This is a genomic window from Undibacterium sp. JH2W, assembly GCF_049340425.1.
In the GTDB taxonomy this organism is placed as follows: Bacteria; Pseudomonadota; Gammaproteobacteria; order Burkholderiales; family Burkholderiaceae_D; genus Undibacterium.
Genome location: NZ_JBMPOT010000009.1, coordinates 161,989 through 187,244, shown reverse-complemented (window position 1 = coordinate 187,244; position 25,256 = coordinate 161,989). Strand labels below are relative to the sequence as shown.

24 protein-coding genes are annotated in these 25,256 nt (G+C 49.1%); 3 read left to right on the top strand and 21 right to left on the bottom strand.

Annotated features, from left to right (window positions below; all coding sequences use genetic code 11):
- Positions 1-76 precede the first annotated feature (76 nt).
- The 18 genes from ACO0LC_RS15385 to ACO0LC_RS15300 all read right to left on the bottom strand — a co-directional run bounded on the left by ACO0LC_RS15385 (position 77) and on the right by ACO0LC_RS15300 (position 17,413).
- The gene (locus ACO0LC_RS15385; protein WP_423004565.1) at positions 77-985 is read right to left on the bottom strand and encodes a flagellar brake protein; all 909 of its coding nucleotides are present in this window, start codon (positions 983-985) and stop codon (positions 77-79) included.
- A gap of 186 nt (positions 986-1,171) precedes the next feature.
- Positions 1,172-3,442, bottom strand: coding sequence for an Orn/Lys/Arg decarboxylase N-terminal domain-containing protein (locus tag ACO0LC_RS15380; protein ID WP_423004563.1), 2,271 nt, complete (start codon positions 3,440-3,442; stop codon positions 1,172-1,174).
- 325 nt (positions 3,443-3,767) lie between these two features.
- Positions 3,768-4,556 carry a MipA/OmpV family protein gene (locus ACO0LC_RS15375; protein WP_423004561.1) on the bottom strand — a complete coding sequence of 263 codons (789 nt, stop codon included), beginning with the start codon at positions 4,554-4,556 and terminating at the stop codon, positions 3,768-3,770.
- A 24-nt stretch (positions 4,557-4,580) separates the two neighbouring features.
- Complete coding sequence (locus tag ACO0LC_RS15370; protein ID WP_423004559.1) at positions 4,581-5,150, bottom strand: DUF4337 domain-containing protein; 570 nt, start codon at positions 5,148-5,150, stop codon at positions 4,581-4,583.
- A 7-nt stretch (positions 5,151-5,157) separates the two neighbouring features.
- Positions 5,158-5,640: a dihydrofolate reductase gene (locus ACO0LC_RS15365; RefSeq protein WP_423004557.1), complete on the bottom strand. Its 483-nt coding sequence runs from the start codon at positions 5,638-5,640 to the stop codon at positions 5,158-5,160.
- Positions 5,641-5,657: 17 nt separating this feature from the next.
- Positions 5,658-6,452: a thymidylate synthase gene (locus ACO0LC_RS15360; RefSeq protein ID WP_423004555.1), complete on the bottom strand. Its 795-nt coding sequence runs from the start codon at positions 6,450-6,452 to the stop codon at positions 5,658-5,660.
- Positions 6,453-6,589: 137 nt separating this feature from the next.
- On the bottom strand, positions 6,590-8,203 hold the full coding sequence (locus ACO0LC_RS15355) for a sensor histidine kinase (RefSeq protein ID WP_423004553.1): 1,614 nt from the start codon (positions 8,201-8,203) through the stop codon (positions 6,590-6,592).
- A gap of 265 nt (positions 8,204-8,468) precedes the next feature.
- A complete protein-coding gene (gene iscX / locus ACO0LC_RS15350) occupies positions 8,469-8,663 on the bottom strand; it encodes a Fe-S cluster assembly protein IscX (RefSeq protein WP_423004551.1) in 195 nt (64 codons plus the stop codon).
- Between the two features lie 40 nt (positions 8,664-8,703).
- Positions 8,704-9,042, bottom strand: coding sequence for an ISC system 2Fe-2S type ferredoxin (fdx, locus tag ACO0LC_RS15345; RefSeq protein ID WP_162041509.1), 339 nt, complete (start codon positions 9,040-9,042; stop codon positions 8,704-8,706).
- Between the two features lie 52 nt (positions 9,043-9,094).
- Positions 9,095-10,960, bottom strand: coding sequence for a Fe-S protein assembly chaperone HscA (gene hscA, locus ACO0LC_RS15340; protein WP_423004549.1), 1,866 nt, complete (start codon positions 10,958-10,960; stop codon positions 9,095-9,097).
- A 69-nt stretch (positions 10,961-11,029) separates the two neighbouring features.
- Entirely contained in the window at positions 11,030-11,533 is a 504-nt protein-coding gene (gene hscB, locus ACO0LC_RS15335) for a Fe-S protein assembly co-chaperone HscB (RefSeq protein WP_423004547.1), read from the bottom strand.
- Positions 11,534-11,544: 11 nt separating this feature from the next.
- The gene (iscA, locus tag ACO0LC_RS15330) at positions 11,545-11,868 is read right to left on the bottom strand and encodes an iron-sulfur cluster assembly protein IscA (RefSeq protein ID WP_186945385.1); all 324 of its coding nucleotides are present in this window, start codon (positions 11,866-11,868) and stop codon (positions 11,545-11,547) included.
- 68 nt (positions 11,869-11,936) lie between these two features.
- Positions 11,937-12,332, bottom strand: a complete 396-nt coding sequence (iscU, locus tag ACO0LC_RS15325) for a Fe-S cluster assembly scaffold IscU (RefSeq protein ID WP_186951509.1) — start codon at positions 12,330-12,332, stop codon at positions 11,937-11,939.
- Between the two features lie 56 nt (positions 12,333-12,388).
- Positions 12,389-13,642 carry an IscS subfamily cysteine desulfurase gene (locus ACO0LC_RS15320; protein WP_423004545.1) on the bottom strand — a complete coding sequence of 418 codons (1,254 nt, stop codon included), beginning with the start codon at positions 13,640-13,642 and terminating at the stop codon, positions 12,389-12,391.
- Positions 13,643-13,658: 16 nt separating this feature from the next.
- Positions 13,659-14,141, bottom strand: a complete 483-nt coding sequence (gene iscR, locus ACO0LC_RS15315) for a Fe-S cluster assembly transcriptional regulator IscR (protein ID WP_423004543.1) — start codon at positions 14,139-14,141, stop codon at positions 13,659-13,661.
- Positions 14,142-14,245: 104 nt separating this feature from the next.
- Entirely contained in the window at positions 14,246-14,542 is a 297-nt protein-coding gene (locus ACO0LC_RS15310; RefSeq protein WP_423004541.1) for a helix-hairpin-helix domain-containing protein, read from the bottom strand.
- A 124-nt stretch (positions 14,543-14,666) separates the two neighbouring features.
- Entirely contained in the window at positions 14,667-16,178 is a 1,512-nt protein-coding gene (locus ACO0LC_RS15305; RefSeq protein ID WP_423004539.1) for an aldehyde dehydrogenase family protein, read from the bottom strand.
- A 143-nt stretch (positions 16,179-16,321) separates the two neighbouring features.
- Positions 16,322-17,413, bottom strand: a complete 1,092-nt coding sequence (locus tag ACO0LC_RS15300; RefSeq protein ID WP_423004537.1) for a saccharopine dehydrogenase C-terminal domain-containing protein — start codon at positions 17,411-17,413, stop codon at positions 16,322-16,324.
- 163 nt (positions 17,414-17,576) lie between these two features.
- Here ACO0LC_RS15300 and ACO0LC_RS15295 point away from each other — a divergent pair, with 163 nt between their 5' ends.
- The gene (locus tag ACO0LC_RS15295; protein WP_423004535.1) at positions 17,577-18,023 is read left to right on the top strand and encodes an Lrp/AsnC family transcriptional regulator; all 447 of its coding nucleotides are present in this window, start codon (positions 17,577-17,579) and stop codon (positions 18,021-18,023) included.
- Positions 18,024-18,073: 50 nt separating this feature from the next.
- On the opposite strand, the gene ACO0LC_RS15290 is transcribed toward ACO0LC_RS15295, so the two are convergent.
- Together ACO0LC_RS15290 and ACO0LC_RS15285 are read right to left on the bottom strand one after the other, a co-directional pair.
- A complete protein-coding gene (locus ACO0LC_RS15290; RefSeq protein WP_423004533.1) occupies positions 18,074-18,412 on the bottom strand; it encodes a hypothetical protein in 339 nt (112 codons plus the stop codon).
- A 134-nt stretch (positions 18,413-18,546) separates the two neighbouring features.
- Positions 18,547-18,861, bottom strand: coding sequence for a hypothetical protein (locus ACO0LC_RS15285; protein ID WP_423004531.1), 315 nt, complete (start codon positions 18,859-18,861; stop codon positions 18,547-18,549).
- A 225-nt stretch (positions 18,862-19,086) separates the two neighbouring features.
- Between ACO0LC_RS15285 and ACO0LC_RS15280 the strand changes: the two genes are divergently transcribed.
- Both ACO0LC_RS15280 and ACO0LC_RS15275 read left to right on the top strand, forming a co-directional pair.
- Entirely contained in the window at positions 19,087-21,150 is a 2,064-nt protein-coding gene (locus tag ACO0LC_RS15280; RefSeq protein WP_423004529.1) for a hypothetical protein, read from the top strand.
- Between the two features lie 158 nt (positions 21,151-21,308).
- Complete coding sequence (locus ACO0LC_RS15275; RefSeq protein ID WP_423004527.1) at positions 21,309-23,807, top strand: TonB-dependent receptor; 2,499 nt, start codon at positions 21,309-21,311, stop codon at positions 23,805-23,807.
- 36 nt (positions 23,808-23,843) lie between these two features.
- Here ACO0LC_RS15275 and ACO0LC_RS15270 read toward each other — a convergent pair whose 3' ends face one another.
- The gene (locus ACO0LC_RS15270; RefSeq protein ID WP_423004525.1) at positions 23,844-25,226 is read right to left on the bottom strand and encodes an L-serine ammonia-lyase; all 1,383 of its coding nucleotides are present in this window, start codon (positions 25,224-25,226) and stop codon (positions 23,844-23,846) included.
- Between the last annotated feature and the right edge of the window lie 30 nt (positions 25,227-25,256).

Here is a 25,256-nt window from a genome sequence, read left to right as displayed (position 1 = left end):
GTAGATGTAATGACCCGGAATGATTGTTATTTCACTTTGCCATAAATTGCTGGAAAGATAATTTATTTAAAGGGGATTAATCTATTTCAGCCAGAGTTTGATGAACGAATGCCGAAAGTATAAGTTTTGATTGTGCAGAGACATCAATAAATTCAAAACCATGTCTGTACTCCAGGCCGTTTTCGGTAGGGGCCTGCGAGCGCAAGATGACATTCAGACTGAGGTATTCATCATTTCCAGCTGCGCTGACCTTGAATTTGAGCACCCCCACATCTCCTTTCTTGCCCACGGCTTTTTTGATGACGCCAGAAGCGCCGCCCATACTAAGATCGCCTATTGTGGCAGCTGCCATTTGCTCGGGATCTCCTATGGTCAGGGAGGCGATAATTTTTACAGTTGCCCGTGAGCCCTGGCGTATGGTTGTGCACCGCACCTGTTTTGGGTAAGAAATATGCAGGTAAGGGTGGGGGGAGTAGACAGATTTGATGGCTGAGGCTGTGAAGGCATAGGCTTTCTTGCCGGGAAAGGCCCGCACAATAAAGGTTTGTCCGTCACGAATGATGACCGCCTTACCATCCATTGTTGGTGCTGTGACCATGATGGACATGTTTTTGACAAAGCCTATCAGTCTGACTGTGTAGCGCATGGCCGTATGGTCATGGACTTGCAGGTAGAGTGTTTCACCCACATTCCAGCGTACGCTATCAAGCTCCATCAGGACATCTTTATGGGCATCTTGAGGGGAAGGTGAGCTACTGCCAGGAGAACCTGACTGAGATGAAGCAGGCTTGGAAATTGGCGTCATCTTGGAAGGTATGGTGTCCCACATGGCGTCTGGATTGCAATAGCCGTGCTCCAGCAAGCCGTCCAATTGATGCTGGCTTTCTACCTTGACACCAGAAGCCATCAACAAATGCCCTTGTTCATCATAGATAGGCCAGGGTACGGCCTGACCCACGCTGATCTCAGCGTGCTTGATTGGCATTAGTCCTGTTGCACCACCCATGTCCTGTGTCCGTAATGTGAAGTACCGGATCGATTGTATATCGAAAATCAGGGCAAATTAAGTGCGATGTTGCTCGTTTGTATAATAAAAAGCACTTATTGCCTTTCTTTGACAATAAGTGCTTTTTAAGGAGGCACATCTGGCGATTAAATGACTAAAACCGCTTTATTTGCCAGATTCGGCCGTAGATTTGACGCAATCAACAAAGTAACCACGTTTGCCATCAATCTCGGCCTTGACCAGACCATGACAGTCAGTTTCAAAACCAGGGAATTTTTCATTGAAATCACGCACGAAGCGTAAGTAATCAACAATAGTCTGGTTGAAACGTTCGCCAGGAATCAGCAGTGGAATACCGGGTGGATAAGGTGTCAGCAAAATGGCAGTAACGCGACCCTCTAGCTCATCTATCGATACCCGCTCAGTTTCGCGGTGCGCCATCATGGCAAAAGCATCAGATGGTTTCATTGCCGGTTGCATGTCAGACAAATACATCTCTGTCGTCAGACGTGCCACATCATGCCCTTTATAGGCTTCATGTATACCCTGGCACAGATCCTTCAAGCCCACGCCTTCATAACGGGGATTTGCCGCAGCAAACTCTGGCAAGATGCGCCACATAGGCTGGTTCTTGTCATAGTCGTCCTTGAACTGTTGCAAGGCAGTCAGCAAAGTATTCCAGCGACCCTTGGTAATGCCGATCGTGAACATGATGAAGAAGGAATACAGGCCGCATTTTTCAACAATAACGCCATGCTCAGCCAGGTATTTGGTGACAATCGAGGCGGGGATGCCTGTTTCGCCAAACTTGCCTTCCAGCGACAGGCCAGGCGTCACGATGGTAGCCTTGATCGGGTCTAGCATATTGAAGCCCGGCGCCAGTTTGCCAAAGCCATGCCAGTCATCTTCGGCACGTATCATCCAGTCTTCGCGCGAACCGATTCCGTCTGCTGCAAATTCTTCCGGCCCCCAAACCTGGAACCACCAGTCCTTGCCCCATTCCTGATCTACCTTGCGCATGGCGCGACGGAAGTCCAGTGCTTCGAGTATGGATTCTTCCACCAGTGCTGTACCGCCTGGTGCTTCCATCATGGCTGCTGCGATATCGCAAGAGGCGATAATCGAATATTGCGGCGATGTCGAGGTGTGCATCAGATAGGCTTCATTGAAGCTGTCTCGATCGAGTTTGCGCGTCTCGGATTCACGTACCAGTATTTGTGATGCCTGCGAAATGCCAGCCAGCAATTTGTGCGTGGACTGGGTAGAGAAAATCATCGATTTTTTGGCACGTGGTCTGTCTTTGCCTATGGCATGCATGTCTTTATAAAAGTCATGGAAAGTCGCATGTGGCAACCAGGCTTCATCGAAATGGAGGGTGTCGATTTCGCCATCCAGCAAGTCTTTCAATACTTCGACGTTGTACAACACACCGTCGTACGTAGATTGCGTGATGGTCAGGATGCGCGGTTTCTTGTTTTTGGCTTCACGAGCAAAAGGATTGGCTTCTATCTTCCTTTGTATGCTTTCCATGCTGAATTCTTCCAGCGGGATAGGGCCGATAATGCCAAGGTGATTCCTTGTAGGCATCAGGAAAACCGGTATCGCACCACACATGATGATGGAGTGCAAAATGGACTTGTGGCAGTTACGATCAACCACAACGATATCGCCAGGAGCGACTGTGGAATGCCAGACCATTTTGTTGGACGTTGAAGTACCGTTGGTCACGAAGTAGCAATGATCCGCATTGAAAATGCGTGCTGCATTGCGTTCGGACGCGGCAACCGGGCCGGTATGATCGAGCAATTGCCCCAGCTCTTCCACGGCGTTACACACGTCGGCGCGCAGCATGTTTTCACCAAAGAACTGATGGAACATCTGGCCTATAGGTGACTTCAGGAAGGCTACGCCACCTGAGTGACCAGGGCAATGCCAGGAATAGGATCCATCATTGGCATAATGCACCAGTGCACGGAAAAACGGTGGAGCCAGGCCATCCAGGTAAGAACGGGCTTCGCGGATGATATGGCGCGCCACGAATTCTGGCGTGTCTTCAAACATGTGAATGAAACCATGCAATTCACGCAGGATGTCATTGGGGATGTGGCGGGAAGTGCGGGTTTCACCGTACAGGTAAATTGGGATGTCGGCATTCTTGTAGCGAATTTCTTCTACAAAGGCACGCAGGGACTTTAATGCGTAATCTGTCTCTTCATCGGTGCCATCCCCAAATTCTTCATCGTCAATCGAGAGGATAAAAGCGGAAGCACGTGATTGTTGTTGGGCAAACTGGGATAAGTCACCATAGCTGGTGACACCCAATACTTCCATGCCTTCGGATTCTATGGCATCAGCAAGCGCGCGTATGCCCAGGCCAGAGGTGTTTTCAGAACGGAAGTCTTCGTCAATGATGACGATGGGGAAGCGGAATTTCATGGAGGTCTCCAAAAAAGCTTGTTACAAGGGAGACGCCTGGGCAAGTTAAATCAACCGCTTGCGCGCCGAAAAATTCAAAGAAGCGAATTCTCTCAGATATGGGCTGGCTAATGTGAAAAAATCGCAGGTTTTTGGCTGGAAATGTAAAATTTCATCTGATTGTCATCAAATCAGGAATTGCGCCATATCTTGCTTAGAAAAAAGCGCATGGAGATAAATTTTATTCAATAAACCCAGATAATTGCATGAGCAAAGTGTGCAATAAAAAAGAGTACTCAGTTCATTGCAGAGTACTCTTAATTCGCAACATATTGTGTATAGCTTGCTAGAAGCGATAGCTGGCGGCAGAAAAGATTGTGACAGGATTTTTCTGGAAGACAAAGGGGCTTCTGCCAGCATCGCCATTGAGGCGGCTCACCGATGCACCTGTGGTCAATGACCAGTTGCTGTCTATCGTCCAATGCCAGCTTGCGCCCAGTTTAATATCCGAGATACCTGACGACGGTGTGAATTGGGCATAGCCGCTGGCTGCAGATTGTGCTGCATTTACGCCAAAATAAGATTGCATATAGGCGCTATTAACCCAATTCGCGCCTATACTGGCAGACAAGCGGTGCTGAGGGCTTAGCAAAGTGGTCGCACGTGCGCCGAAACTGACTTGCACGCCGTTGTGGTCAACTCCTGAACCATACCGTATGGATGAGGCCAGGGAGAAGTTTTGATCGAGATTAAAATTCAGAAAAGCACCTGGCTCGATTGTGGTATTCACATCACCCAAGCCGCGAAGCTTGGCTGAGCGTGATTCGTCACGAGGGGCCTCCAGAGACATGCGCAAGCCATACTGCACTCCAGCATCTTTGGAAAAATTATAGCCCAGGCCATTCACTGCACTAAAAAATGCACCGTTCTTCCATTGTGCGTCGAACATGGGATAAGCAGCCAGACGGCGCTCATCAGAGCCGGTGTACTTGGGCAAGCTAAGTGCTGCTGCACCCAGGGAGAAATTCACATCCTTGGGTAAGTAGCTAGAAGGAACCAGTTGCACAAATTGTGCGGTCTGCGCTCCTGCAGAGCAAGCCGCCGCCAATAATGTGATACCCAGTAGTTTTTTCATTATTTTTTTCTCACTCTACTATTACTATATGTGCAGCGAGGCAAGTCCAGCCAATACCACACCAACCCCAGCCACGCCATATGAGCCATATTGCAGCCATTTTTTTTTGGTCAGCAAAGTGATTGCTGCCAGGGAAATGGCAATTTGCACAGCTGTCATCGCCTGAGCCCAACGATGGTGCTGGTGCAAAGCTTGTTCAGACTTCTCTTCAAAAGCCAGGCTAGCTTTTTCCAATGCCTCTGCTTTTTTCTTGATGTCTTCTTTTTCTAACTTGTAGCGCTCAACTTCTGCTTTGTATTTTGTTGCATCCGAGCCAGGGATCACCATTGCCAGTTCCGCCAGGTTTTGCTTACTGGACTTGGACTGGTAATAATTCCATTGGTTCGATGCCTCTGTCTTTTTAATGGCAGAATCATTTTTGTACATGGCGGCATCATTCTGTGTAGCGCCACCTTCATAGCCAAACAAGGCACCAACAGTTGCCATAATGGCAGTCATTACCGCAATTTTACTGGCAAAATCATCATTGCCGTGCGCTGCATGTTCCAGTTCGTGGTCATGTGGGCCGTGTACGTGAAATCCGTGTCCTGACATAGTAATCCTAAATCTTTTTATAAGTGACAAATGCGAAGTGCAAATTATTTTCCTGGGAGTAATGTTTTTCTCTTCCCGTCTCTTTCCATATTAGCGGATTGATTACAGGGAAAAAAGCATCACATGCAAATTCCTGTTGTATCTCAGTCACGATCAGTTCATCAGCCAGATCCAGACTTTGCTGATAAATCTGGGCGCCTCCAATAATGAAAGCCAATTCATTGCTTAACAAAGCACGGGCTGCATCCAAAGAGGCAACAACTTCAACCCCCGCATGTTGCCATTCAGGATTACGGGTAACTACGATATTGCGCCTGTTTGGCAATGGCCGGCCTATGGATTCAAAGGTTTTTCTACCCATTACGATGGCGTGGCCGCTGGTGGTACGCTTGAAATGGGCGAGATCCTCAGGCAAATGCCATGGCAATTTGTTATTTATGCCTATGCCTTGTTTGCTATCCGTTGCAACAATAATACTTAAAGATGACATACTCATGAATCCAGGGTTTACACTGCAACAGGTGCTTTGATTGCAGGGTGGAATTGGTAATTGGCAAACTCAAAATCATCAAATTGATAGTCAAAGAGGGATTCAGGTTTGCGCTTGATCACTAATTGAGCCAATGGCAAAGTGTTACGTGATAATTGTTCGTTAACTTGGTCCATGTGATTCGAATACAAGTGGCAATCACCGCCCGTCCATATGAAATCGCCCACTTCAAGACCTGTCTGCTGTGCCACCATATGGGTCAACAAGGCATACGAAGCTATATTAAAGGGTACGCCCAAAAAGATATCTGCACTGCGTTGATATAGCTGGCAAGATAATTTTCCGTCAGCGACATAAAACTGGAACATCATGTGGCAGGGTGGCAGCTTCATCTGCGGTATGTCGGCGACATTCCAGGCAGAGACGATGAGGCGGCGCGAGTCTGGGTTACTGCGTATCTGTGCTACAACTTGCTTGATCTGGTCTATGTGTTCACCAGAAGGCGTAGGCCAATTGCGCCATTGCGAGCCGTATACGGGGCCAAGATCACCATTTGCATCGGCCCACTCATTCCAGATCGAAACGCCATTGTCGGTCAGGTATTTGATATTGGTCGAGCCTGCCAAAAACCAGATGAGTTCATGGACGATGGATTTCAGGTGCAATTTTTTGGTCGTCACCAATGGAAAGCCCTGGCTCAGGTCAAAGCGCATCTGATAGCCGAATACGGACACAGTGCCAGTGCCGGTTCTGTCAGTTTTTTGAGTGCCGTGTTCTTTCACATGGCGCATGAAATCAAGGTATTGGTGCATGGTACTTAATTAATTATTATGTTGAATTGCTATCTTATCCAGCGCGCTAGTATACCTTAGGGTAAGAAAAAACACTTGGGGATCGTAAATAGTCTGGCTCCTGGTGGCACCAGCTAATACAAAGGAGGCAATTGAGTTTAGCGCTTGCTCAGCAAGGGATTGCTGGATTCAGGCTCACCTGGTGCCACCAGAGGCAGCTTGATTTCAAAGCGTGTCCCTTGTCCAACTACACTGGTCGCGTGAATGCTGCCGCCAAGCACATTGGAAATGATATTGAAGGTAATGCTCAAGCCCAGGCCACTGCCGCCCTGGCCAAATTTGGTGGTGAAGAAGGGCTCAAAAATTCTGTTAATAATTTCTGCCGAAATTCCCTTGCCATTGTCTTCAAAGATGATAGTGACATGGTCGCCTTGTTGTTCGGCGGTGCAGCGCATATGGCCTTCTTCTCGTCCTTCGAGACCATGGGCGACTGCATTATTGACCAGATTGGTGAAAACCTGACCGAGCAAACCTGGATAACTGTCGAGCTGTATTTCAGATGGAATATCAAGTTCCAGTGTGAAGGGAGTCTTGCGCAAGCTGGAGTGGAGCAGGGCGGTGAGTTCCTGTAACATAACTAGCAAGGCAAACTGCCTGCGCTGCGCGCTGGACTGGTCGACCGCAACCTGTTTGAAGTCGCCCACCAGATGCGCGGATTGTTGTAGGCCACGCAATAGCAATTTTGTTGAATCAACGGCGGTTGTCGCATAGCGTGTCAGGTCAGATCGTTTCATCTTGCCTTCTTCTACCATCCTGACCAGATTGCGGGTTTCTTCTTCCAGTGTACTGGCTACCAGCAGGCAATTGCCCAGAGGAGTATTAAGTTCGTGAGCAACGCCGGCCACCATGGAGCCCAGTGCCGCCATGCGTTCTACCCTCGCCAATTCCGCTTGCGCAGAATTGACATTGGTTAATGCGGCTTCCAGATTTTGATTGACTGTTTCCAGCTCTTGCGTGCGTTGCCTGACCTTGGATTCCAGGGTGCCCGAATATTCCAGTAATTGCTGATTCTTGATTTCCAGTTCGCCAAAGGATCTTTGCAGCGCCTGGCGGGTTGCTTCCAGGCTGGTGGCCAAATGGCCCAATTCGTCTTCGCGATTTAGCGCAATAGGATCATTTAGTTCGCCATTGGCCAGGCGATCAGACTGCCCCATCAATATTCTGACTGGTTGCACCAGGCGCCATTGCAAGACGACGAGGATAAACAGGATGGCCAGTATCAGTGATAAAACCGCTGTCGTTACATAGCGGCGGAAGTCGGATGCAAGACTTTCTTGCAGTAAATCTTCCGCCAGGGTCAATCTGACCTGGCCTATGACTTGCCCGCCATGCTTGATTTCCCTGACCATGCTGGTGAACGGGCCCTTCTGGTTTTTTTTTCGCGTATCATTCTTGATGAATTCCTTGCGGTCGGGCAAGGTAATGACTTCTATGGTGGCTACCCTGGGGTCGGAGTACACGACTTCGCTAGAGATATTGGCAATCTCGGGTGTGATTTGCCACAAGGGTTCACTTAAAATGACAGAGAGAATTTCGACCAGGCGATTATGATCTTCTGCATTTCTGAGTTGGGCAGCAGTTTCTATTGTGTGCAAATGGTAGGGAATGAGTATGGCAGCTGGGACGGTCAATCCGAATACGACAGCCAGAATAATCGCCAGTCTCAGCGTAATTCGACTGCGTAGCGCAGATAAAAGATGTCGAAACTGCATTGCAAGGTCCTTGTGCAACACTTCCCGGTAGGTAGAGCCGGCGATTTTAAGTGTTATTTCTCGCCAGACATTCATTTACAGATCAGACACGGATACACAGTTTAATGATCGCACAAACAATTCTAAAATACTAAAAGGTTTTTTGCGTTTCAGCAAGTTATGATTCTTGCGTGTTTGCTCTGTGTATCCAAATGTCCAAAAACAATGAAATGATTGCTGGGACCCTGAATGAACTGGTATGTGTTTGTAAAAAAAGAAGGTAGATTTATTTATTCTCTTCTATCCAGGCCATTTGTATGGCCTCGAGTATCTTTTCACCACCCCGTGCATGATCGTCATCAAATTCTTCCAGATCGACGATCCAGTTGTGCAAGTCAGTGAAGCGTACTTTCAATGGGTCAACATCAGGGAATTTATCGCTGAGAGCTTCGGCGATTCTGAAGGTATCTGTCCATTTCATGTTGAGCCTCACTTAGCAGTAAGCGCATAGCAAACCAGTATTAATGATTTTCGCGTGCGTGGTTGATCGTGTATTTCGGGATTTCTATCGTGATATCCTGCTTGCCCAGTTTAACCTGACATGACAGGCGCGAAGTCGCTTCCAGGCCCCAGGCTGCATCCAGCAGGTCTTCTTCGTCATCAGTAGATTCATTCAATGAATTAAAGCCTTCACGTATTACCACATGGCAGGTGGTGCAAGCGCAAGACATTTCACAGGCGTGTTCGATTTCGACATCGCTTTCAACCAGGGCTTCGCACAGCGATTTACCTTCAGGCGCATCAATGACAGTTCCTTCTGGGCAAAGCTGTGGGTGTGGCAAGACAATAATTTGTGGCATGTTGTTCTCGTAATCTAGCTATTTGAATATGTAGGTGCGCCGCTTTGAGCGGTCAGACTATTTCATCCAGTTTTTTTCCGGCCAGTGCACTGCGCACACTTTGATCCATGCGGCGTGCGGCAAATTCTTCCGTACCATTGGCAAGAGCGGTGATGGCGGCATGGAGTAACTGATAATCTTTGCCGTTTTTCAATCCGGCGACCTGATCCATCAATGCTTTGATCTGTCCTTGCTCTGTGCTGCTCAGCAATTGGGCGTCACCATTCAGTGCGGACTGAGTCGCCAGCAAAATACGTTCAGCTTCGACGACTTCTTCACGCAAGGCACGCTCCTGCATATCGGCATCTGCTGAAGTGAATGAGTCTTGCAACATACGCGTGATTTCATCATCGGCCAGGCCATATGATGGTTTGACCGTGATTGCTGCTTCCACGCCGGAGCGTAGTTCGCGCGCTGACACTGACAGCAATCCATCCGCATCTACTTGATAAGTGATGCGTATCCGGGCAGCGCCAGCTGCCATAGGAGGGATGCCACGCAATTCAAAGCGTGCCAGCGAGCGGCACTCGCTCACTAATTCACGTTCGCCTTGCACGACATGGATGGCCATGGCAGTCTGACCGTCCTTGAAAGTGGTAAATTCTTGCGCACGCGCACAGGGGATGGTGGAATTGCGTGGGATGACTTTTTCAGCCAGGCCACCCATGGTTTCCACGCCCAGCGATAAAGGGATTACATCCAGCAACAACCAGTCATCGCCAGGAGCGCGATTGCCTGCCAGTAGATTGGCCTGTATCGCGGCACCAAGTGCTACGACTTTGTCAGGATCAATATTGGCCAGCGGCGTAGTCTGAAAGAATTCGCCTACAGCTTTGCGTACATGTGGCATGCGTGTTGCGCCACCCACCAACACCACGCCATCAATATCGTCCACAGTCAGGCCAGCATCGCGCAGGGCTTTGCGGCAAGGCGTCGTGGTTTTGACTACCAGGTTTTGTGTCATTTCGGCAAATGCCGCTGCGCTGATCTGCAAGTGGACAGATTCGCCAGAATTGAGTTTTGCATCAATAAAGGTAGAAGGCTTGTTCGACAAAATTTCTTTGGCTTCACGTGCTTTGACCATCAGGGCGCTGGTATCCTCGTCTGACAGCGGTGCCAGCCTGGATTCCTGCAAAATCCAGCAAAACAGACGGTGATCAAAATCATCACCACCCAGGGCAGAATCGCCACCAGTAGCCAGGACTTCGAATACTCCCTTGCTCATCTTCAGGATGGAGATGTCAAAGGTGCCACCACCCAGGTCATAGACGGCATAGATGCCTTCTGAAGAATTGTCGAGGCCATAGGCAATTGCTGCAGCGGTAGGCTCATTGAGCAGACGCAAGACATTCAGGCCAGCCAGTTTGGCTGCATCCTTGGTTGCCTGTCTTTGTGCATCATCGAAATAGGCAGGGACGGTAATGACAGCGCCAACCAGATCATCACCCAGGGCATCTTCTGCCTGCTGGCGTAGTGTGGCCAGAATTTGTGCGGATACTTCTACCGGACTCTTGATGCCAGCCACAGTCTTGATCTGCACCATGCCTGGCTCATCATGAAAATCATAGGGTAAATTCTCGGCATAGGCGATGTCTTTCAAGCCGCGACCCATGAAGCGTTTGACCGAGGCTATGGTATTCCTGGGGTCATTGCTTTGTTCGGCCTGGGCCTTGAAGCCGATATGGGCATGGCCATTTGGCAAATAGCGTACTACCGACGGCAGCAGAGGGCGGCCTTCTTCATCATTCAATACTTCGGGGATGCTATTGCGTACAGTTGCAACCAGGGAGTTAGTCGTGCCCAGATCTATGCCGACTGCCAACCTGTGCTGGTGTGGAGCGGTGGACATGCCAGGTTCAGAAATCTGCAGTAATGCCATGGTGAGAGGGATGGCTAGGCATCCAAAAAAGGCAAATCAGCACAGGCAGATTTGCCGGGTTATTCGAAATTACTCTTCGAGCGCAGCAATATCTGCAATAAATTTTTCGAGAAACATGCAAGTGCGGATTTGCAATGCAGCCTCTTCAAACTTGCCCAGGTCTATCGAGTCGCCAACCGCATGCAATTGCGTTCTTAAGGCGCTATTCAGTTCACGCTCGAGCCGTAATAAGGTGGCTTCGTTATTATCCTGGCGCGCCTCATCAAAGGCTTCGCGCCATTCCATCTGCTGCATCAAAAATGCACCGGGCATGGAGGTGTTGGATTCTGTTTGTAAATCCACGCCTTGCAATTCACACAGATAGCGCGCACGCTTCAGCGGTTTCTTGAGGGTTTGATAAGCTTCATTGGCCCTGGTTGCCCATTGCATGGCAACGCGCTTTTCCGCCTCGCTGGCTTGCACAAACTTATCAGGATGCACCTGGTTTTGCACTTCGCGGTAAGCTGCATCCAATTGTCCCTGATCAAGTGCAAATTGCTGCGGCAACTGAAACAAATCAAAATGATTCTGCATCTGCGCCAGCCTTAAATCCTGAAACTTTCGCCACAACCGCATTCGTCCTTGACGTTGGGGTTGTAGAATTTAAAGCCTTCGTTCAAACCTTCGCGGGCAAAATCCAGTTCGGTACCGTCGATATAGGGCAGGCTCTTTGGGTCTACAAACACTTTGACGCCATGCGATTCAAAAATCTGATCGTCGTTACCGATTTCATCCACATACTCAAGCTTATAAGCCATGCCTGAGCAGCCGGTGGTACGTACGCCAAAACGCAGGCCTATGCCTTTGCCGCGACGTTCCATATAACGGGTCACATGTTTTGCCGCTTTTTCTGTGAGTGTGATAGCCATATTTATTCCAGTTTTTTGCTACTAAACTTTTGTTGCCGGTTTTCTTGAAGCGAATCTTGAAACTAATTTCAGGCGCTTTGTTCAGCGCTGTGCTTGTTTTTGTAATCCAGCACAGCAGCTTTGATCGCATCTTCCGCCAGGATGGAACAGTGGATCTTGACCGGTGGCAGTGCCAGTTCTTCAGCAATCGCCGTGTTCTTGATTTCCAGGGCTTGGTCCAGTGTCTTGCCCTTGACCCACTCAGTGACCAGGGAAGAAGAGGCAATCGCCGAGCCGCAGCCATAAGTCTTGAACTTTGCATCCTGGATAACGCCATCAGCGCCTACCTTGATTTGCAATTTCATGACGTCGCCGCAAGCAGGTGCGCCAACCATGCCAGTGCCTACTGTGTCGTCGCCTTTTTCAAAAGCGCCAACATTGCGTGGGTTTTCATAGTGATCTAAAACTTTTTCAGAATAAGCCATTTTGATGCTCCTTGATTTTCTCAAATGCGTTTTTTAAATACGCATTCAATATTGAATTAATGTGCAGCCCACTGGATAGTGGATATATCAATGCCGTCCTTGTACATATCCCAGAGGGGGGACAATTCACGCAACTTGGCAACCTTGGACTTCAGCAAATCTATCGTAAAGTCGATGTCTTCTTCTGTCGTGAAGCGGCCGATGGTAAAACGTATTGAGCTATGCGCCAGCTCATCACTACGGCCCAGTGCGCGCAATACGTAAGATGGTTCCAGGCTGGCAGAGGTGCATGCTGAGCCGGATGATACTGCAATATCCTTGATCGCCATGATCAGGGATTCGCCCTCAACATAGTTGAAGCTGACATTCAGGTTGTGTGGTACACGGTGTTCCATGTCACCATTGACATAGGTTTCTTCAATTTCTTGCAAGCCTTTTGCCAGGCGGTCACGCATGGCGCGTACGTGTGCCAGTTCGCTTTCCATTTCTTCTTTTGCAATACGGAAGGCTTCACCCATGCCGGCGATTTGATGGGTTGCCAGTGTGCCAGAACGGAAGCCGCGTTCATGACCGCCGCCGTGCATCTGTGCTTCCAGGCGTACACGTGGTTTGCGGCGGATATACAGCGCGCCTATGCCTTTCGGACCATAGGATTTGTGTGCAGAGAAAGACACCAGATCAACCTTGGTATTTTCCAGGTCGATATGTACTTTGCCAGTCGCCTGCGCTGCATCGGAGTGGAATACAATGCCTTTTTCGCGGCACAGTTCACCAATTTCAGCGATAGGCTGGATGACACCAATTTCATTGTTGACCCACATCACGGATACCAGGATGGTGTCGGGACGTATGGCGGCATTCAATTGTTCTACTGTAATCAAGCCATCATCGCCTGGTTGCAGGTAAGTGGCTTCAAAGCCCTGGCGCTCCAGTTCACGCACGGTATCCAGCACTGCTTTATGCTCGGTTTTTACCGTGATGATGTGCTTGCCCTTGGCCTTGTAAAAATTTGCTGCGCCCTTGAGCGCCAGGTTATTGCTTTCTGTCGCGCCGGAAGTCCAGATGATTTCACGCGGATCAGCATTGACCAGGTCTGCCACTTGAGCACGTGCATCTTCCACCGCTTTTTCTGCGTCCCATCCATACATATGGCTGCGTGAGGCGGGGTTGCCGTATTGTGCACGCAAGAAGGGAATCATCTTGTCAGCAACACGAGGATCAACTGGCGTCGTCGCCGAATAATCCATGTAAATAGGGAAATGCGGTGACTTCAGTGTATCAAGCAGGCTTTGTTCCAAAGGGGCGTTCATTTAAAACTCCAAATATTCAAGAGGCAATGTGGCTGGCATGCGTATGGTGCATGACGACTACATGATTTTCTGATGCTTTCTGTCTTTGCTGATTGACTAAATCCTGGAGCGAAACAGAATCCAGGTAATCGACCATTTTGGCGTTCAGCGTCGCCCACAGGTCGTGTGTCATACAGTGCAGGCCATTTTCATGGTCGCTGCCATGACAATTACCTTTGCCACCGCATTGTGTTGCATCTAGGGGCTCATCAACGGCGATGATAATATCGGCAACGGTGACATTTTGTGCTTTGCGGGCAAGATTGTAGCCTCCGCCCGGTCCTCTTACGGATTCAACGATTTCATGACGGCGCAGCTTCCCAAATAACTGCTCAAGATAGGACAGGGAGATGTCCTGGCGCTGGCTGATGCCCGCAAGGGTTACAGGTCCCTTATCCTGGCGCAGGGCCAGGTCTATCATTGCCGTCACGGCAAAACGTCCTTTGGTGGTCAGTCGCATATATTACTCCGAGGGTACTCCACGCAAGAAAAAGCTGAATGCCCTGAGTTGTTGAGCATTTTAGTCAAGTATAGCAAACTTGAGTAATCTTGTCAGGAATGGGCTTATAGTGAGGAGGGGGATGCCAGATGGGCTTTGCGCTCTGCTGTGTAATGCCACCAAGCCTGAGGTGGTTCGCCATCCATGAATTTTACTATGGAAATGAAAACGTCGTAGACACAGGGGTCATGACTGACTTTGGTCAGAACACAAAGTTCGACATACATCTGGTAAGGATTGCGCCCTTTGAGTTGCTGCGGTTCGGTAATGCCCAGCAGGTGCAAGTCGGCAACTGTTGCCTTGCCTACATTTGGCAATTGTTCTAACTGGTTAATGTAGGCGCATGAAAGTGCTTTTTTCATAAGCTTGCTTGTTGCGAGGGTTTGTGCGAGGTGGCGAATCTTAAATTGTAAGGTGAATTTGCAGCTCAATAAAGCAAAAGACCGCCAAAAGGCGATCTTTTGAGTTCAATATATTTGATCTGGATCAAATATCAAAGCTGATGCCTTGTGCCAATGGCAGGGAATTGCTGTAATTGAAGGTGTTTGTAGTACGGCGCATATAGGCTTTCCACGCATCAGAGCCAGATTCGCGACCACCGCCAGTCTCTTTCTCACCACCAAACGCACCACCAATTTCAGCGCCTGAAGGGCCGATATTGACATTGGCGATGCCACAGTCACTACCGGCAGCAGAGACAAAGGTCTCGGCTTCGCGCATATCTGTGGTGAAGATAGATGATGACAAGCCTTGCGGTACTTCATTATTCAAGCTGATGGCTTGCTGTAAATCGCTATAGCGCACGATGTACATGATAGGCGCAAAGGTTTCATGGTGCATGGATGCAGTTTGACTTGGCATTTCCACCAAGGCTGGGCTGACGTAAAAGCCGTTTTCATTACCAGCAACGACTGTGCGCTCGCCACCAAATACCTGGCCCTGCTCGGATTTAGCAATTGCCAAAGCACTTTGCATGGCATCGAAAGAAGCAGCATCAATCAATGGACCTACCAAAGTTGTCTTTTCCAAAGGATTGCCGACTGGCAAGCCTGCATAGATTTTCTTCAGGCGCGGAACCAGCGTGTCATAAATGCTGTCATGCACGAACAGGCGGCGCAGGGTAGTGCAGCGTTGGCCAGCAGTACCTACTGCAGAGAAAGTGATGGCGCGAACGGCCATTTCCAGATCTGCGCTAGGAGCGACGATCATGGCGTTATTGCCGCCCAGCTCAAGGATAGTGCGTGTCAAACGTTTGGCGCAGACTTCAGCAACCTGGCGGCCCATGCGGGTACTGCCAGTGGCGCTGACCAGGGCGATGCGCTTGTCTTCTACCATTTGTGCGCCAGTATCACGTGCACCTATGATCAATTCTGCCAGGCCAGTCGGGGCATCGCTGCCAAAGCGGGCAACTGCCTTCATGAAGAGGACGTGGGTAGCAATGGCTGTCAACGGCGTTTTTTCGGATGGCTTCCAGGTCACGCTGTTACCGCAGACAAAAGCCAGCGCGGCATTCCATGCCCAAACGGCAACCGGGAAATTGAAGGCGGAGATCACGCCAACGACGCCTATTGGATGCCATTGTTCCATCATGCGGTGGCCAGGGCGCTCAGAGGCAATAGTCAGACCATACAACTGGCGCGACAGACCAACAGCGAAATCGCAGATATCGATCATCTCTTGTACTTCGCCCAAGCCTTCTTGCAGGATTTTGCCTGCTTCCAGGGTCACCAGTTGACCCAGTGCCAGCTTGTGCGTGCGCAGCTCTTCACCAAACAGGCGCACCAGTTCACCGCGGCGCGGTGCTGGTACATTGCGCCATTGCAAAAATGCAGCATGGGCGCGGTCTACGCGTTGTTTGACTTCGGCTGCCGTATCGGCACGCAGGCTTGCCAGGTTTTTGCCGTCTATAGGGGAAACGCTGTGAATGTCGCTACCCTGATAATCGCTCAAATTGATATCAAGCTCTTTCAGGATTGCTTGCAAAGTGGTGTTTTCCATCTTGTTTGCCTCGGTACGTTTTTTAAAGGCAGACTTTCTTTTGGAAAGCCTGCCTTTATTTAGTTTATTGGATGGGTGCTATGCCAGTCGCCATATTGTAGCTCTGGCGGCGATCTTGTGCCCAGTTCAGCATTGCTGCTTGATTACGCAGCATAGTATTGACCAAAACGATTTGCCAGGAAGTCAGCCAGAACAGCTTGTTCCTGACGTACCAGGCCATGCTGCGGCAATTTACCAGTAACTACCAGATCAACCATGGCGCAAATGCCTGAGGCTGTCGTCAATTGTATGGCAGACAATAATTGACCATTAACTTTTTGTGCATAGATTTTCTTGGCGTAGGATTCTTGCTCCAAACGGCCATCACGCATGCCGACGACGCTGACAAACACCAATACTACGTCCTGTTTAGTCATAGGAATGGCGGTTTCCATGACTTCCTTCAAGATTGGACGGCGTTCCAGTTTGCCCAATTGCAGGTCGCGTATCAACACTTTGACAATATCGCGGTGACCAGGATAACGCACTGTTTTGTAGTTCAGGTTTTGTACCTTGCCTTCCAGGCTTTCACACAAAGTACCCAGGCCACCGGAGGTGTTGAAGGCTTCGTAGTCTATGCCATCCAGGGAGAAATGCTCGATTTCTTCCAGGGCTGCAGTTTCGCGTAATTCGCCGTCAACGATGGCTTCGCAAGGATTGCAATATTCATTGATCAGACCGTCGGTGCTCCAGGTCAGATTGTATTTCAGTGCATTGTTAGGAAAGGTAGGCAAGGCACCAACGCGCATGCTGACGTCACGCAGGGTTTCAAAACGCTTGGCTACATCATTGGCAACGATGGAAATAAAGCCTGGTGCCAGGCCGCATTGTGGTACGAAGGCGCAATCTGCACCTTCAGCCAATTGCTTGACGATGCGCGTGCTTTCGACGTCTTCAGTCAAATCAAAATAATGGGAATTGGCTTCGCGCGCTGCGCCAGCGATGATGGGGGTCAAAAAGTAAGGGCAGGCAGACATGGTGACTTTGTGGCCGCGTATCAATTCTGTAACTGCTGCCTTATCGCCCAGGTCAGCCTGGACGATGCGGGTATTGGGGAAGCCAGCCTGTTCTACATATTTCAGGCGTTCAGGGTCACGGTCGGCCACGGTGATTTCGTAATCGCCGGTATGGGACAGCAAATTGAGTATTGCATCGCCAATTTTACCAGCGCCCAGGAGGATTAATTTAGTTGCCATGTTTGTCTCCAATATATGTTTATGTTGTAAATGAGTTGTGAACGGAAATATAAGATTGATACTGAAGTCTAGGCCTTAGTTTTGTCAGTTAATAGCGGTAAAGTTATCGTCATATTGTGTATTTGCGAGATAATATGTCTGAATTTTCAGACAAAATGACGAAATGAAACCTGATCTTGATGAGATAGATGACAAAATCCTGGCGATGCTTATGGATAATGCCCGCTTGCCTGTGACCACAATTGCGAAGTTGGTAGGCATAGCGAGAACAACGGTGATTGCCCGTATTGCCGCGTTGGAAAAGCGTGGCGTTATTGCCGGTTATGGTTTGAAGCTGAATCAAAAGATGGTTCAGCCTGCTGTCCGGGCTTACGTGGGTTTGTCGGTAGAGGCTCGCTATGCTGCCGGATTGATCAAGTATTTGCAGCAATTGCCTGAGACTGAGACCTTATGTGCTGTCAGTGGTGCAATTGATTATATGTTGACCTTGCGATGCAGTAATACAGAAACACTGGACAAGTTGCTTGATCAGATAGGGGCGCTGGATGGTGTCAGGCAGACTTCTACTTCGATCATTCTAAGCAAAAGGATTGACCGGGGTGCCTTGTAAAATTTGCTTCCCCCCGAATTTAAGGATATTCGGGGGGGAAGCAAAGGAAATTAAGTGCTGCTGGCCGATTTAGCGTGAGATTTCTTATCGTCTGAAGCCGTCTTTTTGGGTGCTGCTGGCGCTGGCTGTGCGTTATCAGAAAAACGTTGATTCGATTGTTGCAATATTTGCAGGTGTACAGATGCACGATCAACGCCACTCCTGTCCAGTTGCAATGGTGCGGGAGTGTTTGCTGTTTGTACCGGTGCTTCTTGTATTACTTCTGTCGTCTTGTCTTGATCTTCATTCTGTGTGGGAACGGAAGCTGCGAACATGAAATCTTGTGAAAATGCAATGCCCGCCAGCAGGCTTGAAGACAATAAACACAAGAATATAGATTTTTTTAACATGATTGCCTGCAAAATAATGAGTACTACGACTAAGTATTGCGAGTATCAAGAGTAGCCACCCTAAGTAGTCAGGTAGCTACACGACAATTAAATGAAGCAAATTGTGCAAAAAGTGGATTTTTGAATGAGCGATATTAAACAAGCAACTGTGGTTTCTTATGTACCCGCACTTTTGCTTGCTGTATCTGTCTGTCCTGCTGATCAAGAGCAAGCTTTTCTTCAATCGTCAGGCGTTTCGCCGCGATGAAGACCGTTTGCATCGTATTGCCAGCTTGTTCGACATCAAAAGCAATTTTTTGCTGTTCTGTCAGTCTTTGCGCTGTTATCGTGACTGTAGGTATACTTGTTTTTGAAGCAAGTTTATTGATATAGGCCGCCACTGACACTATGGTAGCAGCAAATACACAAATGGTTAAGAGTGTTAAATTAGTTTGCTTAATGCTGTTCATGCCGTCTCTCCTGAGCGTTTCATGTGGTCTTGCGATGTAAGCACATTAAGCAAGTCAAGCAATGTCATCCAGAGCAATGCGACGAAATGCAGAAACTATGTGATGAAATTCAAGAAACGGAACATGAACAGTTAAGTTTTTTTCAAAAGACGAGTGATTTTTGCTATTTTGGGTGCTGCTGACGGATACTGTCGCTCTGTCGGGAATTGAATGCTTGGAGTGGGCATGCTGGGAAAAATTAAGATAAAACAGATTTTATTACTACTTGGGTTATGGCCCGCGCTGCTCCATGCTCAATTGCCAGCCTGGGGTGATTACCCTGCATTGCCCAAGCCTGCCGTGCTTACGCAAAGCGATCCTGATCCTTATCGCCTCTTGGATTCACTCAGTGATCCACTAGTGCGCACCTGGATGAAAAGGCAAACGGATTTCGCAAACTCGACACTGGCCCGTATCAGTGGGCGCGATGCCTTGCTGAAGCGCCTCAAAGCTTTGCAAGCGGCGGAATTTGGGGCAGGCCGCTTGCTGGAAGTGCGTGGCATGCAGTTCTTTGCTCGCACCACTGCTGATAACCGACAGCAGTTATTCATGCGTAATGCGGCAACCAATGCCGAGCGTTTGCTGATGTTGACAGAGCCGGGACAGAGTCTGGGATTTTTTACACCGTCGCTTGATGCTGCTTATGTTGCAGTTGATTTAGTGAGTGCAGGGCGCCAAAGGCATGGCTTGCGTATTATCAAAACCAGCGATGCAAGCATGTTCAAGGATAATCTGGACAATATTGCGACTGACAGTAAAGACATCGCCTGGAAGCCTGACTCCACCACGATTTACTATCGTAAATCACCAGTCAAACCTGGTGGCGATCGCGGTGCCATCTGGCAGCATGTATTGGGAAACAAGCTGGAAACGGACTTGCCCGTCATTGGCCCTGGTGTGAGCAAGAGCAGGCGCTTTGCTGCCAGCGATGTCGTGGCGATGAAATCCAGCGCGAATTCCCCTTATCTATTGGCTGAGGTGCAGCATGGGCAGAACCAGGATCGCAGTCTCTACCTGGTCAAGCAAGATCAGTTAAAAGGCGCTACAACTGTATGGCAAAGGTTGGCCAGTCCGACGGACAGAATCAGGAATTTTTGGCTGGCAGGTGAGCAGCTATATCTGTTATCCACGAAGAAAAAAAGCTCGGGAGCCATTCTTAAGTTGGATTTGAAAACACCGCAATTGAGTGCTGCCAAGGAAATATTGCCAGCCAGTAGTGATGAACTGCTGGATATGGCGGTCGCAAAAAATGGTTTGTACATCCATGCAGCAGAGGCAGGCTATAGCAAACTCATGAAAACTGAGCTGGATGGCACGAAAAGGGAGGAGCTGAACCTACCATATGCAGGGCGCGTTAGTGAATTGAATGCGGATGGTGAGAATGAAGGTGCACTTTTTGTGCTGGAGGCAGCCAACGCTGCCCCACTATCGTATCGTGCCCTGGCTGGTGGACAAATCAAGAATGTGGAAGTGTTTCGTTCGCCGCAAGTCGGTTTTCATCGCATTGCCAGCAAAAATTTGAATATTACAAAGCCGGGCAGTAATCAACAAATAGCGTTGACACTTTTGTATCCGCAAGGCATGGAGCTTGATGGTAAGCACCCTTTGTTACTGACTATGGAAACTGGCACTGGTTTATCCAAGCTGGCCAGATTTGATGCCTTGCGCCTTGCCTGGCTGGAGCAGGATGCAGTGATGGGCATCATTTATCTTCCGGCAAATCAGAATTCCAAGCAAAAAAAATCAGGCGATGTACTTGATGAGTTCATTGCTGTGGCAGATTACCTCGTGAATGAAGGCTATACCAGCTCCAACAAACTGGTAGCGCAAGAACCTAACCCAGGCAAGCGCTGGCTGGCGCAAGCCATCAGTCAGCGCCCGGAATTATTTGCAGCAGTGCAAAGTGCATCCATGCAGTCTGAATCTTCGGGCACGGCTAAGTCGCGCAAGGCGACTTTGACTGACAAGAGCAGATTGGCAAATACCAGCCCTTACTTGAATTTACGTGAAGGGCAAAGCTATCCGGCCATGCTGATTTCTGCGCGTTTCGGTCTGGTTGATACGCCTATCTGGATGAGTAGCAAGTTTATTGCACGCCTGCAGGCAGCAAATGTCAAGAAATCCAGACCGGCATTGTTTCGTACAGACTTCGCCAATACCTGGAAATACGATGCATTGGCTGAGCAGGCAGATAATTGGGCATTTTTGCTGTGGCAAACTGGGCACAAGGGATTTGCTATCCAGCCCTGAACTGCCATCTAATCATGTAGCTGTAGTATTCGCGGGCAGATTGCCCGTGATTCACTAACGTCATCCTGGGATCACACTAGCGATTATATTTTTTTGCTTATTTCATATTTATTATATTATCTATAATTAAATTATGAAAATGGCAAATATGTGAGACTATGAATTCCTTATTTATTCCCAAATATGTTACTTGGCCGCTGATGGCCCTTGCTGCATTTTTTGGCAGCTTCGCTCAGCTTGCGCGAGCCGCAAATGAAACCATAGTCAGCCCTACAGTCGAGATCATAGGCGTAACTGTTTTGCCGGGCATGGGCTTACGCAAGGAACAAATTCCATCTGCTGTACAAACTGCCACCAGCAAAGACCTGGATAAAAGCGGCGCACTGAATATCTCTGATTTCTTCAATCGCTACCTGGGTAGTGTGCATGTCAATGATGTTCAGGGTAATCCCTACATGAATGATGTGAATTACCGTGGTTATACCGCGTCTCCTTTGCTGGGTACGCCCCAGGGTTTGTCAGTCTATCTTGACGGGGTACGCCTGAACCAGGCATTTGGCGATGTAGTCATGTGGGATTTGATTCCCAAGGCAGCGATTTCTTCTGTGACTCTGATGTCAGGATCAAATCCGCTGTTTGGACTGAATACACTGGGTGCTGCACTTTCCCTGCAAACCAAGGATGGCAGACATGATGCTGGAACATTCTTGGATATCGGTGCCGGGTCTTACGCGCGCAGAAAGGTCAGCATGGAACATGGTGGTGCCAATCAGCAGGGCTGGAATTGGTACTTTACCGCGAACCAATATCAGGAGGATGGCTGGCGCGATGCCTCGCCTTCGCGACTGCAACAATTCTTTGGAAAGCTGGGCTGGCACAATGAAAAAACTGAACTCAAGTTAAGTTATGCCTGGGCCAGCACCCAGATGACAGGTAATGGCTCACAGGAACAGCAGTTGCTGGATGAACGCTATGCTAGCGTATTTACCTTACCTGATGTGACAAAAAACCACGCCAGCTTTGTGAACCTGGAAGCCAGAAGCAATCTCAGCGACAAGCTACTGTTGTCTGGCAATGCCTACTACCGTAATACCCACACTACTACCACGAATGGCGACCTGAATGAGGAGGCATTGGGGGAGTCTGTGTATTACACAGGGCAGGCGGCCGATAAAAACTGGTTACTGGCGCATGGCTATAGCCCGGTGAATGAAAGCAGTAATAGCAGGACAAGTGCAGCTTTCGCTTTTCCCAGTTTGCGCTGTATTGCCCAGGCTGCCACGAATGCTGAACCAAATGAAAAGTGCAACGGCATTGTCACGAATACCAATAGCCGTCAGCAAAACTATGGCCTGAGTGCGCAAATTAGTTCATTGGTCAGGGCGTCGGGATATAGCAATCAGATAGTCATTGGCGCTGGCTACGATGCCAGTCGTACCAGTTTTAATCAGGCCAGCCAGTTTGGCTATCTCAATCCAGATCGTAGTATTACCACTGTCAGTGCTTATGCTGACGGCACGCAGAACTCTGAAAATGCTTTTGACCAGCGTGTAGTTCTGGATGGGCAAACAACTACCTGGAGTTTGTTTGGCAGCGATACTTTATCTCTGGCAGATACCTGGCATTTGACGCTTTCTGCTCGCTATAATAAAACTAGCCTGAAAAATACTGACAAACTTTATCCGTACAACAATGCCACGACCAAGGGTAGCCTGCGAGGTTCTCTCGATGGTGAACATAGTTTCCGGCGTTTCAATCCGGCTGTTGGCCTCAGCTATGTGCCAAATCCATCCATGAATTTCTATGCTGGCTATAGTGAAAGCAGCAGGGCGCCCACTTCCATAGAGCTGGGCTGCGCTGATCCTGATTTTGGGTGCAGGCTGCCGAATTCCATGGCAGGTGACCCGGCGCTGAAGCAAGTGATTTCCAAAACCTGGGAAGCTGGCTTGCGCGGCAAGTTGCCAGGAAAAACCGCATGGAATGCAGGAGTATTCTGGGGTCAGAATCAGGATGACATACTTTTCGTTGCCAATTCTGCCGCGACTGGTTATTTCAAGAACTTCGGGCAAACCAGGCGTCAAGGGCTGGAGCTGGGCATGTCCGGTGAACAGGATAATTTTGGTTATGGGCTGAATTACACCTGGATGAAGGTGACTTACCAGAGTGCAGGCATCTTAAGGGCGCAAAATAATAGTGCGGCAAATGCCTATGCCAACATCGCAGTCAAGCCAGGCGACTTGATACCGCTGATCCCGCAACAGGTTTTAAAGGCCCATGCCGATTATGAATTCAATACCCACATTTCTACTGGTATAGAGATGCTGGCAGTTGGTAAGAGTTTTGTGCGTGGCAATGAGAACAATGCTCATGTGCCAGATGGCCTGACCAATTATGGGGCTGGAACTCTGCCGGCTTATGCAGTGATTAACCTGTCTGCCAGCTACCGGCCTGTTCCAGGCTTGAAATTCTCCATCAATGTCAGCAACCTGTTTGATCGGCGCTACTACACGGCGGGTCAACTCGGGCCATATGCTATTACGCCGAATGGCGGATATAGTAACTCTGATGTGAAAGGGACGACTTTTTACACGCCCAGCGCACCGCGCATGATTTGGCTGGGTTTGCGTTATAGCTTTGACGGTGCAGAAAAAGAATGAAGCACTGTGCAGTGCTTCATTATGTTTTCTTTTTTGTCAGCAAGCTGCGTAATTGACGGTAACTACATGCACGGCGAGGCCACCTAGGGAGGTTTCCTTGTACTTGGCCTGCATGTCAAAACCTGTCGCACGCATGGTTTCTATCACATCATCCAGACTGACATGATGCGTGCCATCACTACGCAAGGATAATGATGCAGCAGTAATCGCCTTGACTGCGCCCATGCCATTGCGTTCTATGCAGGGGATTTGCACCAGACCACCGATAGGGTCACAAGTCATGCCCAGATGATGTTCTATGCCGATTTCTGCAGCAGACTCAATTTGCTCGTTAGTGCCACCAAGGGCTGCGGTCAGGCCAGCAGCCGCCATGGCGCAGGCGACACCGACTTCGCCCTGGCAACCGATTTCGGCACCGGAAATCGAGGCATTCTTTTTGCACAGCATGCCTATGGCAGATGCTGCCAGCATGAAATTACGTATGCCTTGCTCAGGGTGGCTGGGTTTGCAGTCCTCTGCGTAATAGCGCAGAACAGCCGGGATAATGCCAGCAGCACCATTGGTGGGCGCAGTGACCACGCGGCCACCAGCAGCATTTTCTTCATTGACGGCCATCGCATACAAACTGACGCGGTGCAGGCCATCATGTGGCAATACATCAGCCGTTTCATTGGCAGCACGCCATAATTTGGCAGCGCGACGCTTGACATGCAAGCCACCTGGCAATTCGCCAGACGTTTGCAAGCCACGAGAGATGCAACCCTTCATGACTGACCAGATTTTATCCAGGCCGGCATCCAGCTCTTCATCGGTGCAATGTACATTTTCATTGGCGCGCAGCATGTCAGTAATGGACAAGCCTGTGCGTTTCCCATGGGCCAGCAATTCAGCCATGGTGCCAAAGGGGTAGGGCAGGGGTTTTCTTTCGCTGTTGTCGTCAGTATCGGGATTTGCCAGTTCTTCTGCCGAATAGATAAAGCCGCCGCCGGTAGAGTAATAGATTTTTTCAAAACTACTGCCATCATTGCGCGTCAGCATGAATTTCATGCCATTCGGATGGCCAGGTAATACTTCTTGCTTGAACCAGAGTATATCTGTGGCAATATCAAATTTGACCGGGTATTCACCCAATAAATTCATCTTGCCTGAACTGGTCAGAGCGGCCAGCTTTTCATCCACGCTTTCAGGAACCAGGTCCTGCGGTGTTTCACCCATCAAGCCCAGCAAGACAGCTTTGTCTGTCGCATGGCCATGGCCTGTCAGTGCGAGGGAGCCGTATAAGGCGACCTGTACTTTGGAGGCCTTATACAAATCTGCAGATTCGAGTAAAAACCTGCGGGCAGCCAGCATGGGGCCGACCGTATGGGAGCTTGATGGGCCCACGCCTATTTTAAATAACTCGAATACACGCATGTCCATCAATTCACCTCTTTACTTGTCTCTGTTAAT